General features: G+C 28.8%; 13 protein-coding genes. 5 read left to right on the forward strand and 8 right to left on the reverse strand.

What is annotated here, in order from left to right:
• Position 1 precedes the first annotated feature (1 nt).
• On the forward strand, positions 2-1,396 hold the full coding sequence (asnS, locus tag LLF98_RS14425) for an asparagine--tRNA ligase (RefSeq protein WP_291704801.1): 1,395 nt from the start codon (positions 2-4) through the stop codon (positions 1,394-1,396).
• A 621-nt stretch (positions 1,397-2,017) separates the two neighbouring features.
• Here asnS and LLF98_RS14430 read toward each other — a convergent pair.
• Positions 2,018-2,356 carry an HNH endonuclease gene (locus tag LLF98_RS14430; RefSeq protein ID WP_291704803.1) on the reverse strand — a complete coding sequence of 113 codons (339 nt, stop codon included), beginning with the start codon at positions 2,354-2,356 and terminating at the stop codon, positions 2,018-2,020.
• Complete coding sequence (locus tag LLF98_RS14435; RefSeq protein WP_291704805.1) at positions 2,314-2,967, reverse strand: hypothetical protein; 654 nt, start codon at positions 2,965-2,967, stop codon at positions 2,314-2,316. Before LLF98_RS14435 ends, LLF98_RS14430 begins: the two co-directional genes overlap by 43 nt.
• 999 nt (positions 2,968-3,966) lie before the next feature.
• Between LLF98_RS14435 and LLF98_RS14440 the strand changes: the two genes are divergently transcribed.
• Both LLF98_RS14440 and LLF98_RS14445 read left to right on the forward strand, forming a co-directional pair.
• Positions 3,967-4,932 carry a glycosyltransferase family 2 protein gene (locus tag LLF98_RS14440; protein WP_291704807.1) on the forward strand — a complete coding sequence of 322 codons (966 nt, stop codon included), beginning with the start codon at positions 3,967-3,969 and terminating at the stop codon, positions 4,930-4,932.
• 10 nt (positions 4,933-4,942) lie between these two features.
• On the forward strand, positions 4,943-5,347 hold the full coding sequence (locus tag LLF98_RS14445; protein ID WP_291704809.1) for a GtrA family protein: 405 nt from the start codon (positions 4,943-4,945) through the stop codon (positions 5,345-5,347).
• 193 nt (positions 5,348-5,540) lie between these two features.
• Here the strand turns inward: LLF98_RS14445 and LLF98_RS14450 are convergent, their stop codons facing one another.
• The 5 genes from LLF98_RS14450 to LLF98_RS14470 all read right to left on the reverse strand — a co-directional run bounded on the left by LLF98_RS14450 (position 5,541) and on the right by LLF98_RS14470 (position 12,887).
• Positions 5,541-6,152, reverse strand: a complete 612-nt coding sequence (locus LLF98_RS14450) for a DNA-3-methyladenine glycosylase (protein WP_291704826.1) — start codon at positions 6,150-6,152, stop codon at positions 5,541-5,543.
• A 318-nt stretch (positions 6,153-6,470) separates the two neighbouring features.
• Positions 6,471-6,980 (reverse strand): anaerobic ribonucleoside-triphosphate reductase activating protein, encoded by a 510-nt coding sequence (gene nrdG / locus LLF98_RS14455; RefSeq protein ID WP_291704811.1) that lies wholly within the window; start codon positions 6,978-6,980, stop codon positions 6,471-6,473.
• Positions 6,981-7,180: 200 nt separating this feature from the next.
• Positions 7,181-9,103 carry an aconitate hydratase gene (locus LLF98_RS14460; RefSeq protein ID WP_291704814.1) on the reverse strand — a complete coding sequence of 641 codons (1,923 nt, stop codon included), beginning with the start codon at positions 9,101-9,103 and terminating at the stop codon, positions 7,181-7,183.
• A gap of 14 nt (positions 9,104-9,117) precedes the next feature.
• On the reverse strand, positions 9,118-10,287 hold the full coding sequence (gene nifV, locus LLF98_RS14465) for a homocitrate synthase (RefSeq protein WP_291704815.1): 1,170 nt from the start codon (positions 10,285-10,287) through the stop codon (positions 9,118-9,120).
• Positions 10,288-10,778: 491 nt separating this feature from the next.
• Entirely contained in the window at positions 10,779-12,887 is a 2,109-nt protein-coding gene (locus LLF98_RS14470; RefSeq protein ID WP_291704818.1) for an anaerobic ribonucleoside triphosphate reductase, read from the reverse strand.
• A 358-nt stretch (positions 12,888-13,245) separates the two neighbouring features.
• Between LLF98_RS14470 and LLF98_RS14475 the strand changes: the two genes are divergently transcribed.
• Both LLF98_RS14475 and LLF98_RS14480 read left to right on the forward strand, forming a co-directional pair.
• On the forward strand, positions 13,246-14,094 hold the full coding sequence (locus LLF98_RS14475) for a DegV family protein (RefSeq protein WP_291704820.1): 849 nt from the start codon (positions 13,246-13,248) through the stop codon (positions 14,092-14,094).
• 253 nt (positions 14,095-14,347) lie between these two features.
• Positions 14,348-14,554 (forward strand): hypothetical protein, encoded by a 207-nt coding sequence (locus tag LLF98_RS14480; RefSeq protein ID WP_291704822.1) that lies wholly within the window; start codon positions 14,348-14,350, stop codon positions 14,552-14,554.
• A gap of 138 nt (positions 14,555-14,692) precedes the next feature.
• On the opposite strand, the gene LLF98_RS14485 is transcribed toward LLF98_RS14480, so the two are convergent.
• Positions 14,693-14,884: a ferredoxin gene (locus LLF98_RS14485; RefSeq protein ID WP_291704824.1), complete on the reverse strand. Its 192-nt coding sequence runs from the start codon at positions 14,882-14,884 to the stop codon at positions 14,693-14,695.
• Positions 14,885-15,188 lie beyond the last annotated feature (304 nt).

Consider the following 15,188-nt stretch of genomic DNA (forward strand, 5'->3'; position numbering starts at 1 on the left):
TATGGCAAAATCAATTTTAATTAGAAGCCTTTATAGAAATACTGATGATTTTTTATCAAAGGAAATAACAATATCAGGTTGGATAAGAACTTTAAGAGCATCTAATGCTTTTGGCTTTATAGAAGTTAATGATGGTTCTTTCTTTAAAAATATACAAGTAGTTTTTGATGATAAATTAGGTAATTTTAAAAAAATATCAAAATTATCTATCAGTTCTTCAATTTCAGTTGTAGGTACATTAGTTGCTACACCTGATGCAAAGCAACCTTTTGAAGTTCAAGCAAAAGAAGTTATTATTGAAGGAATGTCAAACTCTGATTATCCTCTTCAAAAGAAAAGACATACATTTGAATATCTAAGAACAATAGCTCATTTAAGACCTAGAAGTAATGCTTTTGCAGCAACTTTTAGAGTTCGTTCTGTTGCAGCTTATGCTATACATAAGTTCTTCCAAGAACAAAACTTTGTATATACACACACTCCTATAATTACTGGTAGTGACTGTGAAGGTGCTGGTGAAATGTTTAGAGTAACAACTCTTGATCCTAAAGCTCCTGAGCTAAATAAAGATGGAAGCATAGATTATAGTAAGGATTTTTTTGGCAAGGAAACTAATCTTACTGTTTCTGGTCAATTAAATGGTGAATGTTTTGCTTTAGCTTTTAGAAACATCTACACCTTTGGGCCAACTTTTAGAGCTGAGAACTCTAATACAACAAGACATGCAGCTGAGTTCTGGATGATTGAACCTGAAATTGCTTTTGCAGATTTACAAGATGATATGGAACTTGCAGAAAGCATGCTTAAGCATGTTATTAAATATGTTATGGATGAATGCCCTGAAGAGTTAGAATTTTTTAACCAATTTGTTGATAAAGGCTTATTAGAAAGATTAAATCATGTAGTTTCATCAGACTTTGCTAAAGTTACTTACACAGAAGCTGTTGAAATCTTACAAAAGTGCGGTAAGCAATTTGATTATGATGTAGCTTGGGGTATTGATTTACAAACAGAACATGAAAGATATCTTACTGAAGAACACTTTAAAAAGCCTCTTTTTGTAACAGATTATCCTAAAGAAATAAAAGCATTCTACATGAGAATGAATGATGATAACAAAACAGTTGCGGCCACAGACCTTTTAGTACCAGGAATCGGTGAAATAATAGGTGGTAGCCAAAGAGAAGAAAGATTAGATGCCTTGAAGAGCAGAATGGCTGAATTAGGCTTAAACGAAGACGACTACTGGTGGTACTTAGAATTAAGAAAATATGGAGAAACTAAACACGCAGGTTTTGGTTTAGGCTTCGAAAGATTAATCATGTACATAACTGGCATGACAAATATTAGAGATGTAATACCATTCCCTAGAACTCCAGGAACAAGCGAGTTTTAATTAATTGATATTCAAAATACTTGAATCCGTATTATAGTGTCATTCTTGTTTTATTTTATTTTTAATAATATTGTTTTATATTATTTTATAAGGGGTAAAAAGAGGGGTAAAATCATGTTTACTTCTCTTTTTTATTTTAAACATATTCTATTGAAGTAAATAATAAATCAAATATAGTTGTCTACTTGTCTATTAATACTTAAACCTAGTTATGATAATAGTTTGCTGTAGACAAAAGCCATTTATAAATACTGTCTATGTTTGTCTAATAAAATTAAAAATATAAAAAGGTATTTAATTTTATAGATAAATATCTTCATTAAATACTCCCCTGCATTTCCTATGAAATCTTATAAAAAATTACTACACCACAACGCCCTCAACTGCATACAAAAAATCTGTAAAATGAAATTTTAAAATCACTTTTATAATATTTTTACTCATAACGGCAACGCTTTTGCTTGGTCTTGCCAAATGATCCACCCCCATTTCTTAAATTTTCTAGTAATTTAGAGCATAAAAAACACGTTACTCAGTTAGAATAATGTGTTCTTTTGATTAATTACTAAAATTGTATTATGACTTCCATATTTCCGATTTTGATAACTCTTTTTCTATCAATTATTCCCCTACAGTAATTATATTACTTGCATAATGAAACATGCGATGATGATTTGCACAAAGAATAATTACATTATTAGGATTTTGCGTTCCATCTTTAGACAACATCTTTATATGATGTGCCTCACAATAGCAGTTTCCATTGTCCATTTTAAAAGTATATCCGCATAATTGACATCTATATCCATACTTTTGCTTTAATATATTGACTATCTTTTGGTATCTTCTAATTTTTTTAATTTTTTCTTCTATTGATTCATTCTCTACTACATCTATATCATCTAAAAAATCTTTTTCTATTTGTGAATCAATTTCTTCTTCATCAGTAATAAATCCCATAAGTGATTATTATTTATCATATTCAAATTATTTAACTTTAAATTAATAGTAGTTAAATTAGATAACGCATATTTCATTATTAGTTTTATTGCTATAGCTGATATAAAACGGTTGTAAATCTTAACTTTTTTCAGCTGCCCATTTTTAAGTCGATCAATTTCTATGTGAATATCGTCCATTACAAGTTTATTAAAAAATTTATCAATACCATTATTCAATACTTCATATTGTTCATCAGTAGCATAATCTTTACTTTCAGATACCTTTAATTTAGATATGATTTTTTTTGATTTTAACAATAATTTATCGTATAATTTTTTATCAATAAAAGTGTCGTTTTGAATATTATATTTATCTAATAACATATTGAAAAAATCTGTTATTAGATAAATATAATTCTGGGCTGTTCCCTGTGCAGTAATACTATTTTTTGCAATATAGTATTCAAGACTTCCAAGTAAATCATTGTCATTAAATAAAGAAAAATATTCATTATCAAATTCTTCATTTTCATTATTAATTCCAAATTTCTCATATAAATATTCAATAAACACTTTTATCTTTGTATTCGAATTTTTTCTCTCAAATTCTTTTAAATTAAAATCAGACAATTCCCCCACCTCCATAAACTAACACTTCTTCATAATGCTCCACCTTAATGTATTTATTGTAACATACTTTATAAGTTATGCATTTTTTAAAATTTCATTTAGGGAAAATTGTGCGTCTAATTGGGGGCTATGTGGTGTCAGCTTATTCAATAAAAAATCCCCCGAAATAGGGGGATTTAAATTATTATATTTACAATAGTATCTATAAAATATATAATATTCCTTGTACAAGTTTCCATTCGACTTGTATACCTATCTTTCTTTATCGTCAATCTCGTAATTAAGAGATTAACGATAATTGGTCATGGTAACATATGCAATTACCAATAGTTGATGTTAATTAACTATTATGTGATTGCCTAAATGTAATCATCCAATTCAAAGAAAGGAGGTACACTTATGGTAGAATTTACTGTAGTCATAAATGTGTGGAGCCTAATTAGTTGGTTTGTAGGTGGTATGTTTATTAATATATTGTCTGCACTCATTTGTAAACGCTGGTTAGGTATTTAAAAAGAAAGGCGTTTTCGCCTTTCTTTTTAAATTAAAATATCTTTGAAATTGTCATATATAAGAATAATAAAAGAAATAAATATAATAAACATATTCCCATCTATCCAACCCATAAGATAAAGAAAAACATTAAGGACAACATCTCCAACTGAAAGTATTGCCCTTAATAATTGATTTACTCCCTATATACTTTTAATTGCTCTTTATACTGTTGAGTCTTATGAAACCCACATGACTTATACTCATAACAATTTAGCCCAAACAAGAAAATCTGCTTCGCAGACTGTGTGTTTCTGCTTATTTTCTTTAACAATAATTTTTGTTAACAATTTATTCATATTTAAAATTGCTTTACTAACCATGTATTTATACTACTTTTAAAAGTTATCCACAGATTTGACTTTATTATAATTTTCTATAAAATAAAAAATTATAATTAGTAATTTTAGTAAAATTTTTATATAATAATTAAATGGAGGCGATTTTATGAGAGATATATTATATCTTGTGATTCCTTGCTATAATGAAGAAGAGGTTTTACACGAAACTGCTAAAAGATTATTGGAAAAAATGAATACTATGATTACAAATCGACTTATTTCTAATAATAGTAAAATATTTTTTGTTAATGATGGTTCAAAAGATAATACTTGGAGTATAATTGAAGAATATCATTGTAAAAATGATATATTTTCTGGAGTCAATCTGTCAAGAAATAGAGGACATCAAAATGCTTTACTTGCAGGACTTATGACTGCTAAAGACTATTGCGACATGGCTATATCATTAGATGCAGATTTGCAAGATGATGTAGATGTTATAGATGAATTTGTAAAACAATATTATGATGGATGTGATATTGTTTATGGAGTAAGGTCATCAAGACAGACCGATAAATTCTTTAAAAGAATAACGGCAATAGCTTTCTATAAATTTATGCACACCCTTGGTGTTGATATGATTTTTAATCATGCTGATTACCGCCTTATGAGTAGCCGTGCTTTAGAAAGCTTAAATGAATATAAAGAGGTTAACCTATTCCTAAGAGGCATGGTTACTTTAATAGGATATAAATATTCAATTGTTGAATATGAACGTCATGAAAGATTTGCTGGCGAATCTAAATATCCACTCAAGAAAATGATTGCTTTTGCTTTAGATGGCATTACCTCTCTTAGCATAAAGCCTATAAGAATAATAACAGTTCTTGGTTTTACCATATTTTTTGTTAGTATTCTAGCGTTAATCTATTCTCTTGTGGTTAAATTCATAGGAAGCACTGTTACCGGTTGGACTTCTTTGACGCTTTCCATTTGGATGCTTGGAGGAGTACAGCTCTTATCTCTTGGTATTATAGGAGAGTATGTTGGCAAAATATATAATGAAACTAAGAGAAGACCACGATTTATTATTTCTGATAAATTAATTAACACTGATAAAAAGGATAATTAGGTATTAAAATATGGATAATGTTATTCAAAAGTTTAAAGATACTTTTTATTCAAAGCAATTTATTATATTTGTACTAATTGGAATCATAAACACCTTTAATGGTACTGTTTTTTCATATATATATTCTAGTTTTTTAAGTACAAATATAGCTTTTTTGCCAGGTTATATTTCAGGTCTACTTATATCTTATATACTAAATAGTTTAATAACTTTTAAAGAAAAACTTAGTTTTCAAAAACTTATTAAATTCACAGTATCATCTATACCAAATTTTATTATTCAATATATTGTTGTAATAACCTCCAATATGCTTGGATTACATAAACTTTTTGCTTATATGCTAGCTGCTATTATTGGAGTACCTGTTACTTTTCTGTTGCTAAAATTCTTTGCTTTTAATAAAAGAAGTAATTAAATATCTTATAATGCATTGATTTTAATACAATCTCTGTCATTTAAATTAATACTTATAAATTAAGCAAATAATACTTAATCTTCACATATAAAGAGAGTACATAATTAATAATATGTGCTCTCTTTGCGGAGTTTCACATAAAGTCTTAATTGCACTAATCAAAAAGATAATTATCTTAAATAAATTGAAACAATTATTTTTTTGAAATATATTTATTACCTTTTATATAAAATCTCCAAGGAAAATCTATAGCTTCTTCTGCATAGTCAATTCCAATTCTAGTAGTTTCAACTATATCAAATTTTTCACCCTTGCTATCTTCTATGTAAAGATCTCCTTTTTCATAAAGCTCTATATAATTTTCTGATTTATCTATTGAAAATGCCATGCATAATTTTGAAGGACCATTTGTAATTGCTCTTTTCTTAGCTTCTGACAATTCTTCATAATTTTGATTAAACCTTTTTTGTGAAAGATAATCAAATTCATTTAATGGCTCTAACGCCCTTATTAAAACTCCTTCACCTTTATCTTCAAGTCCACTTATAACATTAAAACAATGATATTTTCCATAAATAAAATATACATATGAAATACCGCCTTCTCTAAATAAAGGTTCTGTTCTTTCAGTTCTTCTGCTATTATAAGCATGAGATGCTTTATCTATTTCACCTATATAAGCTTCTGTTTCAACAATTTTGCCTCTTAAAGTTACATTATTAATTTTTCTTACAAGAATCTTTCCTAAAAGTTCCTTAGCTAAAATCAATGCCCCTTGCTTATAAAATTCTTTCCCTAGAATCAACATTTAATTTCTCCCTTCTTAAGCATATTCAAACTGTAATTCACCAAAGAATTTAATTTCATCCACATTGAATTATAAATAATCCACAGATATATAAGATTAATTTATTTCCTGTGGATAAATCTATAAGTTTATTATTTCAAATATACTAAAAATTATAAGCATGATAATATCAACTTAGTTTAAAGCAAATTTTAATTCTTAAACAATAGTAACTTTATAAGCGCAACTAAATTCACTATTAAATATTTTTATAATATACTTTTTATACAAAACTAACAATTCATTGTTTCCGTTCTAAAATTAACTCTAATAAACTTATAAATCAATTATAATAACTTTATTCAACCTTAAGCTTTCTTGAACATCTATTATCCTTTGATTTGTTGATCCTCTAAATTTAAGTCCATCTTGTTGCTTTTCTTCTTCAAATCTTCCATCTACAAGGACATCTATATTATTTAATAGATCATTCCAGCCCAATCTGGTCTCTTTATTTTCGATGATATACTCATAAGCATACCCTGTATAACTCCAAACACTGAGATCATTCTCTTTAAAATCCTTTGCCATACATGCAAATTTATCAGCCTGCTCCCATGGATCTCCACCACTAAATGTAACACCTCTTAAAATCGGGTTATCTAGTGTATCTTTTATTAATTCATCTATATCTCTTTCTTCTCCACCACTAAAGCTATGGGTATGTTTATTAAAACAACCTTTACAATTGTGTTTACATCCTTGTGCAAAAAACACTCTTCTCATGCCAGGTCCATTAACTAAACTTTCATATGCTATTCCAGATAATCTTATAGTCTTTTCCATAATAATGACCTCTTTCTAACTAATTTATATATTATCATTCTAAACAATTCTTCTATTTATTAATTATAACTTAACTATAAATATATTTAAAAATTATAATATCTAATAATTCCTCTAATCATCTATTTGAATACTAAAAAACACAAGAGTTCAAAATCAATAAACTCCTGTGCTTTTCAATATTCTACTGTCTTATTTAATTAAGCATTTGCTTTTACGTAATTAAGTCTTCCACCAGCTCTAATAACTGCAATTTCTTTTTCTGTTAAATCAACTGCTGCTTCAAATTCAGTTCCCTTAGTTAAGTTTTTCACTTTTACTACTCCAGCTTCTAAAGCAGTTTGAATATTTCCCATTTTTAAATCATCAATTAAATCAATGTTATCATAATCAGCTTCATTCTTAAATTCCATTGGAATTATTCCATTGTTTATTAAGTTAGCCTTATGAATTCTTGCAAATGACTTAGCTATAACTGCCTTAACACCTAAGTATAGTGGTGCTAGTGCAGCATGTTCTCTACTTGAACCTTGCCCGTAGTTTCCTCCAGCAATTATAAATCCACCATTACATTCTTTAGCTCTATTAGGGAATTCTGTATCAACTGTATTAAAGCAGAACTCTGCAAGATAAGGTATATTTGATCTAAATGGTAATAACTTTGAATTTGAAGGCATAATATGATCTGTTGTAATATTATCTTCAACCTTTATCAATACTTTACCATCTACTTCTTCGCCTAATGACTCACTTACTGGGAATGGCTTAATATTAGGTCCTCTAACAACATCAACTTCAGCATTAGTTGGTGCTGGTGCTAAAATCATAGAATCGTCTATTAAGAATTCCTTAGGCATATCTATCGTTAAATCTATATCTATTTCTGTTGGATTAGTTAAAACTCCATTAATTGCTGAAACTGCTGCAGTTTCAGGACTTACTATGTATATTTGTCCTGATAATGTTCCACTTCTACCATAGAAATTTCTATTTACAGTTCTAAGTGAAATCCCATTAGTTCCAGGCGATTGTCCCATACCAATACATGGTCCACAACCATTCTCAAGTATTCTTGCTCCTGCACTTATTATATCTGCTAATGCTCCATTTCTAGCTATCATTTCCATAACTTGTCTTGATCCTGGTCCAATTACTAAACTAATGTCTGGATGAACTTTGTTACCTTTTAATATCTTAGCAACCTTCATTAAATCTTCATAAGAAGAATTAGTACAACTTCCTATAAATACTTGATCAACTTTAATCTTACCAACTTCGCTAACCTTAGCTACATTGTCTGGGCTATGTGGTTTAGCTGTAAGTGGAGTTAACTCATCTAAGTTTATTGTTACTACTTCGTCATATACAGCATCTACATCTGGCTTAAATTCTATCCAATCTTCTTCTCTTCCTTGAGCCTTAAAGAATTCTAAGGTTCTTTCATCACTTGGAAAAATTGAAGTTGTAGCTCCAAGTTCAGCTCCCATATTAGTTATAGTTGCTCTCTCTGGAACTGAAAGTGTTTTAACTCCTTCACCAGCATATTCAAAAACTTTACCTACTCCACCTTTAACAGTTAATATTCTTAAAACTTCAAGAATAACATCTTTAGCTGCTACCATCTTGTTTAATTTTCCATTAAGTTCAATCTTTACTACCTTTGGAGTATTAATGTTATAAGCTCCGCCTCCCATAGCAAGAGCAACATCTAATCCACCTGCTCCCATAGCTAACATACCAACACCACCTGCTGTTGGAGTATGGCTATCAGAACCTATTAATGTATCTCCTGGAGTTGAAAATCTTTCTAAGAAGATTTGATGACATATTCCATTACCTGGCTTTGAGAAATATACTCCATACTTAGATGCCACTGTTTGAATGAATTTATGATCATCTGCATTTTCAAATCCTTGTTGTAGCATATTATGGTCTATAAATGCTACTGATTTCTTAGTTCTTACTCTATCTATTCCCATAGCTTCTAATTGAAGATATGCCATTGTTCCTGTTGAATCTTGAGTTAACGTTTGATCAATCTTTAATCCTATTGGTTCTCCTGCCTTTAATTCACCTTCAACAATGTGACTTTTTAAAATCTTATAAACTAAATTATCTCCCACTTTTAATCCTCCTATTATTGCTTATTTTTTTCATCTAATTTTCTATGATATTCTTTGTATAATTGAACTACTTCTTTATCAAATAACGATCTCTTTAATCTAACTGATGTAGATCTTACAAGTTCTAATATTCCACTTGCTTCATCATCTGTAAGTACTCTATTATATTCTTTAAATTTATTTATTATTGAAGCTCTTCCAGAATGCTTACCTATAACGATTTGCCTTTCAAGTCCAACTATTGATGGATCAAAAGCTTCATAGGTTTTAGGATCTTTCATTGCTCCATCTGCATGAATTCCTGATTCATGCGCAAACATATTGCTTCCAACAATAGCTTTCCATATTGGAAGTTCTCTTCCTGATGCTCTTGATACATATTGTGATACTTCTCTAAACATTTGAGTGTCTATTTCCTTACCATCATATCCATAGACAAGCATTAATGCCATTATAACTTCTTCTAATGCTGCATTGCCAGCTCTTTCTCCAAGACCATTTACAGTTACTCCAACATGCGATGCTCCACCTTTGATACCAGCAACTGCGTTAGCCGTTGCCATTCCAAAGTCATCATGAGTATGCATTTCTATATCAAAGCCTGTCTTATCATATATATATTTAATATTATCTCTAATTTTAAATGGTTCCATAATTCCTACAGTATCACAATATCTAAATCTATTTGCTCCTGCTTGCTTGGCTGCATTAATAAATTCCACTAGGAAGTCCTTGTCTGCTCTAGATGCATCTTCCCCATTAACAGACACATAAAGACCATTTTTTTTTGCAAATTCAACAGATTTAACCATGTTTTCTAATACCCATTCTCTAGAAGTTCTGAGTTTATGCTGAATATGTATATCAGATACTGATATTGATATAGCAACTGCATCAACCCCACAATCTATTGATTGTTCTATATCACCGATTACAGCTCTATTCCATGCCATTATGCTAGATCTTAAATTTCTCTTTACAATTTCTTTTATAGCCTTTTTTTCATCTCCACCCATTGTTGGAATACCTACTTCTAGTTGGTCGACACCTAAGTCACTTAGCATTTGTGCTATTACTATTTTTTCTTCATTTGCAAAAACTACTCCTGCTGTTTGTTCCCCATCTCTAAGAGTAGTATCTACTATAGTAACTTTTTTATTATTTTTCAAATTATTAACTGCCATTGCAATCCCCCTATTTATATTATTACTTATAGCTTAAATTAACATTTTCTTGTATATTTATAATATCATATATTAATAAGATTGCACAAGGTTTATTTTTACGTTTTTGCAATAATTCTTTTCCCATAATTCAAGTAATTTTAAAACTTACCCAATTTTGAAGGAAATTCAATCTATTCTTGCAAGTTTTTTTTTTAATATTGCAATACCTTAATTATTTAAATTTAAAAATTTTATTTATTTTGCCTAAAATCTATTTAAATTGTTTTTCATTAACAATTTAAAATAAATATATAGTGTCGTTAACACCTTGAACCCTAACATTAATTTACAATAAAAGGTCATCTTAAAAATAACCTTTTGAATTGAATCCAATTCATTTTATTATTTTAAGATAACCTCTTAATTATTAACTTTAAATTATAGATCTTCATTAATGACAATCGATAGGTTGTTATTTCACATTAATTTATGATTAATTCACATATATCCTAATAATGATGTTTATGATCTCCTACATGAGATATTCTATCCTCTCTTTCATGATACTTTCCAGCACCAAATCTTTCATCTAAGCTTAAATATCCTGTAACTCTTGATATTCCCTGTATATCTTGACTTCCACACTTTGGACAACTACTTTGATCTTCGTGTAAGTAAGTTCCACAGCCTCTACAATATCTTATATGGAAATTAATTCCTACATAACTAATATTAGTATGCTTATATGCATAATTTATTATATCCATTACTGTTTCTGCATTTGGTGCATCATCTACTTCAATATAAGTTATATGACCACCATTACAGAGTTTATGATATGGCGCTTCAATATCAATCTTATCTTTAATAGATATGGCATAAGCAACTGGCATATGAAAACTATTTGTATAATATTCCTTATCAGTTACTCCTTCTATTAATCCAAATATCTTTTTGTCTTGTTTTATAAATTTACCTGAAAGACCTTCTGCTGGAGTAGCATAACAACTCCAATTTAGTTTATACTCTTCTGTAATTCTGTCTGTATACTGTTTTATGTGTTCAATAATTTTTATTCCTAATTTCCTAGCTTCATCATCTTCTCCATGATGTTTGCCTATTAAGGCTACTAATGTTTCTGCAAGTCCTATGAATCCAATTCCCCATGTACCTTGCTTTAATATTGGTTCTATTGAATCATCAGGTCCTAAGCCTTCTGATCCTTTCATAAGTCCTTGACCTGCAACAAATGGCAAATCTTTAACTCTTAAATTCTTCAACACATTATATCTATGCATTAAAGCGTCTTTTGATAGTTCTAATCTTGAATCTAATATTTCAAAAAACTTATTTATATCGCCTTTGGCTTGTAACCCTACTCTTGGGAGATTAATAGTGGTAGGTGCTATATTTCCTCTACCTTTACAGCCTGGTTCACCATTTATATTTTTCATAAGGTAAGTTCTACATCCCATAGTTGCTGGAACATATCCCTTATCATAATATTCTTTATTAAAATCTGCATCAATATTCATAAATGTTGGATTCATTCTTTTTGCAGCTACTGTACATGCTAATTTATATAAATAAAAATATGGGTCATTTTCTTCTCTATTAACTCCTGATTTAACTCTGAAAATTATATTTGGAAAAATTGGTTGCTCTCCCTTACCTAATCCTTTTTCATATTCTAAAAGAAAAACTTCACATACTAATGCAGCATCTGCACTTGTAGGTAATCCAATATTAATTGAGCTAAATGGAACTTGAGATCCTGCTCTTGAGTGCATTGTATTAAGATTGTAAACAACACCTTGCATAGCTTGTTGTACTTTCTTTCTCACCTTTTTTTCAAGTAAATCTTCTATCTTTTCTTTAGGTATTTCTAGTTCTTCTAATTCTTCTCTGATTTCTTCTCTAGTAGGATTTACAAACATAGCCATATCATTATCAAAGTCTGGGTGAGATTGCCCCCCAAACATATCATTTTGAGTTGATTGCAATAATATACATGATAACTCAGCAGCTGTTTCTATTCTTTTAGGTGCATTGATTGTTCCATAGCCTGTATTAAATCCATTTTCTAGCATTTCCTTTGTTGGTATATGCAAACAATTCACAGTTAAATTATAACTATCTAAGTCATGATAATATAAGTCTCCTATTTCATGAGCTCTTGCTAAATTTTTAGGCATTATAGCTAATGTATTCCACTTATTTGATTCAGAAGCTATTCTTAATAATTTAGAACTGAAATTATTTCCTACATTAGCATTGTCTCTATCAGTCTCAACTCCAATTTGTCTTATAGCTCTCATTAAGTCTGATTTTATTTCTCTAACCTTAGTTCTTTCTTGTCTGTATCCTGAATAAGCTACTGCTATATCTTTGTGTCCTTCATCTTTTAATGCTTTCTCTACAAAATTCTGTATTTGTTCTACAGTTATTGTTTTTTTATACTCCGATTCAATATATATAATTACTTTCTGTACAGTATCTAAAATTTCACTTTCTCTTAAAGTTAAACCGATCTCAGTGGCTGATCCTTTAATTGCTTGAGCTATCTTATCTGAATTAAACTCAACCTCTCTCCCATCCCTTTTCACAACATATAGCATTATTTTCCCTCCACGACACAATATATAGTATGATTACTACCGTATTATTATACTGTATTAGATATTCATTAGCAATGCTTCTAATTTTTTATTTTTAAGCCACTAGATTTTATTTATCATGGTTTATATCTAATTATCTTTCGATTTGATTCTTTTTTGAGACTTTTATATAGTTGACTTATTATAAATGACTCTTACTATTGTCCTTTACTATGTTCATAATACTTTTCTTATTATTTCATATTAAAACTTTAGTATTTATCCATCTTTATGTTAATAATAGTTTATATAAAAAAATCTAATTTTACAAAAAGTGATATAATTGATTTAAACTTATTATATTTTAGGAGGAACTAAAATGGATAAAATAGCATTAATAACTGATAGTGCTTCTGATTTAAGTACTGATTTTGTAAAAAATAATAATATTAAGATATTACCACTTAAAATTATATTTTCTGATAGAGAATATGATGATGGAATAGATATAACTCCAAAAATGCTTTATGAAGCTTTACCTAAAGAAATTCCTAAAACTTCACTACCAAGTGTAGAGAAATTTACATCTGCCTTAGAAGAAGTAAAAAGTGAAGGTTATACCCATGTTATTATAATAACCATATCAAGTGGCATTTCAGGTACTTACAATTCTGCAAGGCTAGCGGCTGAAAATATTTCTGGAATTGAGACTTTTGTGTTTGACTCTATGACTTTAACTATGTCAGAAGGTGCAATGGTAATTGAAACTGCAAATTTAATTAAAGAAGGAAAGTCTTTTAATGAAATAGTCAAGATTCTACCTACATTCAGAAGCAAAATAGATGTATTCTTTACAATAGATACATTGGAATATCTGATAAAGGGTGGTAGAATAGGTAAGGTTGCTGGTACAATTGCAAATACACTTAACCTTAAACCTATTATTACCGTAGGCGATGACGGAATATATCATACAGTATGCAAGATTAGAGGGATAAAACAATCTATATCTTGTCTAGCAAACTTACTAAAACCTTACTTAGAAGCTAGTAGATGCAAAGTTTGGATTCTAGATGGAAATGCTCCTGATAAAGCTACAATACTATATGATACAATAAAACAATTTCCTAATCTAATAGAATGTACTTTAGGTGGAGAAATAGGACCTGCACTTGGAGTTCATACAGGTCCTGGGCTTGTTGGCTTTATAGTTCAAAAGGTAGATTAATTTAAAAATATCAATTTAAATATATATAGGTTGCGATAATGAAATTATATTGTAGAGAGCAACTTCAATCTTAAAAAGTTAATGATACTATAAACTCCTTACCGCAACTTATATAGTTTTATTTATATCATAAAAAACGGGCTTAATAATGCTCGTTTTTTATTTGATTATAATTATTTTGTAAGTATACTTAGTTCTTCATTTGTAAATAATATTAATAGAAGAAATTTTATTGAGAGGAATTATTTTAATTATGAAAGATTTTGTATTAGATTCAACGTATAAAGATGCTACTATTGTTAATTGTAATGATGATATTTTCATTACTCCATCTAATAACGTGCCTTGCAACTCAACTGCTCACCATACAGTAAATTTAAATCAAACTAATTCTAATTGTAGTGCTAATCATAACAAAAATAATAAATTTAATATTTATAGAATAATTGACTATTTATAAGAGGATCCAATAGGCTGAGATTTGTTATTCATAAACTCTTTAAACCTAATCTGGTTAATTCTTAAAAAATCCAGTAAAAATAGGATTAATATTTGCTTTTATGCAGCTATCAATCCTATTTTTATTGGATAATATATTTTATTCTTCTATCTCGATTGCATCTACAGGGCAGCTTTCTTCTGCTTCTTTTGCTGAATCTATAGACTCATCTGGAACTTCATCAACTATAGCGCCTGCTTTTCCATCATCCTCCATATCAAAACATTCTGGACATATTGATGGACATAATCCACATGCTATGCAAGTATCTTTATCTACTTTTGGTTTCATAATACTTCAATCCTTTCTAATATAAAATTACTAACTTATTATTTCCTAAAAAATATTAAGTTATGTATATGTAACATCATAATTTAGAAATAATATCAAAAACAAACTATATAAAAATAATTATAAAGTAATGTACTACATATGAAAAAACAATAACTCGATTAGAGGCCACTGAAAAAGCTATGCTTTTTCAGTACTTCAGATAAATAAAAAATAGGATTTTATTTAACTGTTTAAATCAGTTGAATAGAATCCTATTTTTTGCATTTAAAAAGAAAATATTTAATTTATGAATGTTATTATT

The organism is Clostridium sp., assembly GCF_021372645.1.
GTDB lineage: Bacteria > Bacillota > Clostridia > Clostridiales > Clostridiaceae > Clostridium.

Coding starts and splice junctions, on each gene's coding strand:
- asnS (WP_291704801.1), top strand. CDS start 2: ATGGCAAAATCAATTTTAATTAGAAGCCTTTATAGAAATACTGATGAT.
- LLF98_RS14430 (WP_291704803.1), bottom strand. CDS start 2,356: ATGGGATTTATTACTGATGAAGAAGAAATTGATTCACAAATAGAAAAA.
- LLF98_RS14440 (WP_291704807.1), top strand. CDS start 3,967: ATGAGAGATATATTATATCTTGTGATTCCTTGCTATAATGAAGAAGAG.
- LLF98_RS14445 (WP_291704809.1), top strand. CDS start 4,943: ATGGATAATGTTATTCAAAAGTTTAAAGATACTTTTTATTCAAAGCAA.
- nrdG (WP_291704811.1), bottom strand. CDS start 6,980: ATGGAAAAGACTATAAGATTATCTGGAATAGCATATGAAAGTTTAGTT.
- nifV (WP_291704815.1), bottom strand. CDS start 10,287: ATGGCAGTTAATAATTTGAAAAATAATAAAAAAGTTACTATAGTAGAT.
- LLF98_RS14470 (WP_291704818.1), bottom strand. CDS start 12,887: ATGCTATATGTTGTGAAAAGGGATGGGAGAGAGGTTGAGTTTAATTCA.
- LLF98_RS14475 (WP_291704820.1), top strand. CDS start 13,246: ATGGATAAAATAGCATTAATAACTGATAGTGCTTCTGATTTAAGTACT.
- LLF98_RS14480 (WP_291704822.1), top strand. CDS start 14,348: ATGAAAGATTTTGTATTAGATTCAACGTATAAAGATGCTACTATTGTT.
- LLF98_RS14485 (WP_291704824.1), bottom strand. CDS start 14,884: ATGAAACCAAAAGTAGATAAAGATACTTGCATAGCATGTGGATTATGT.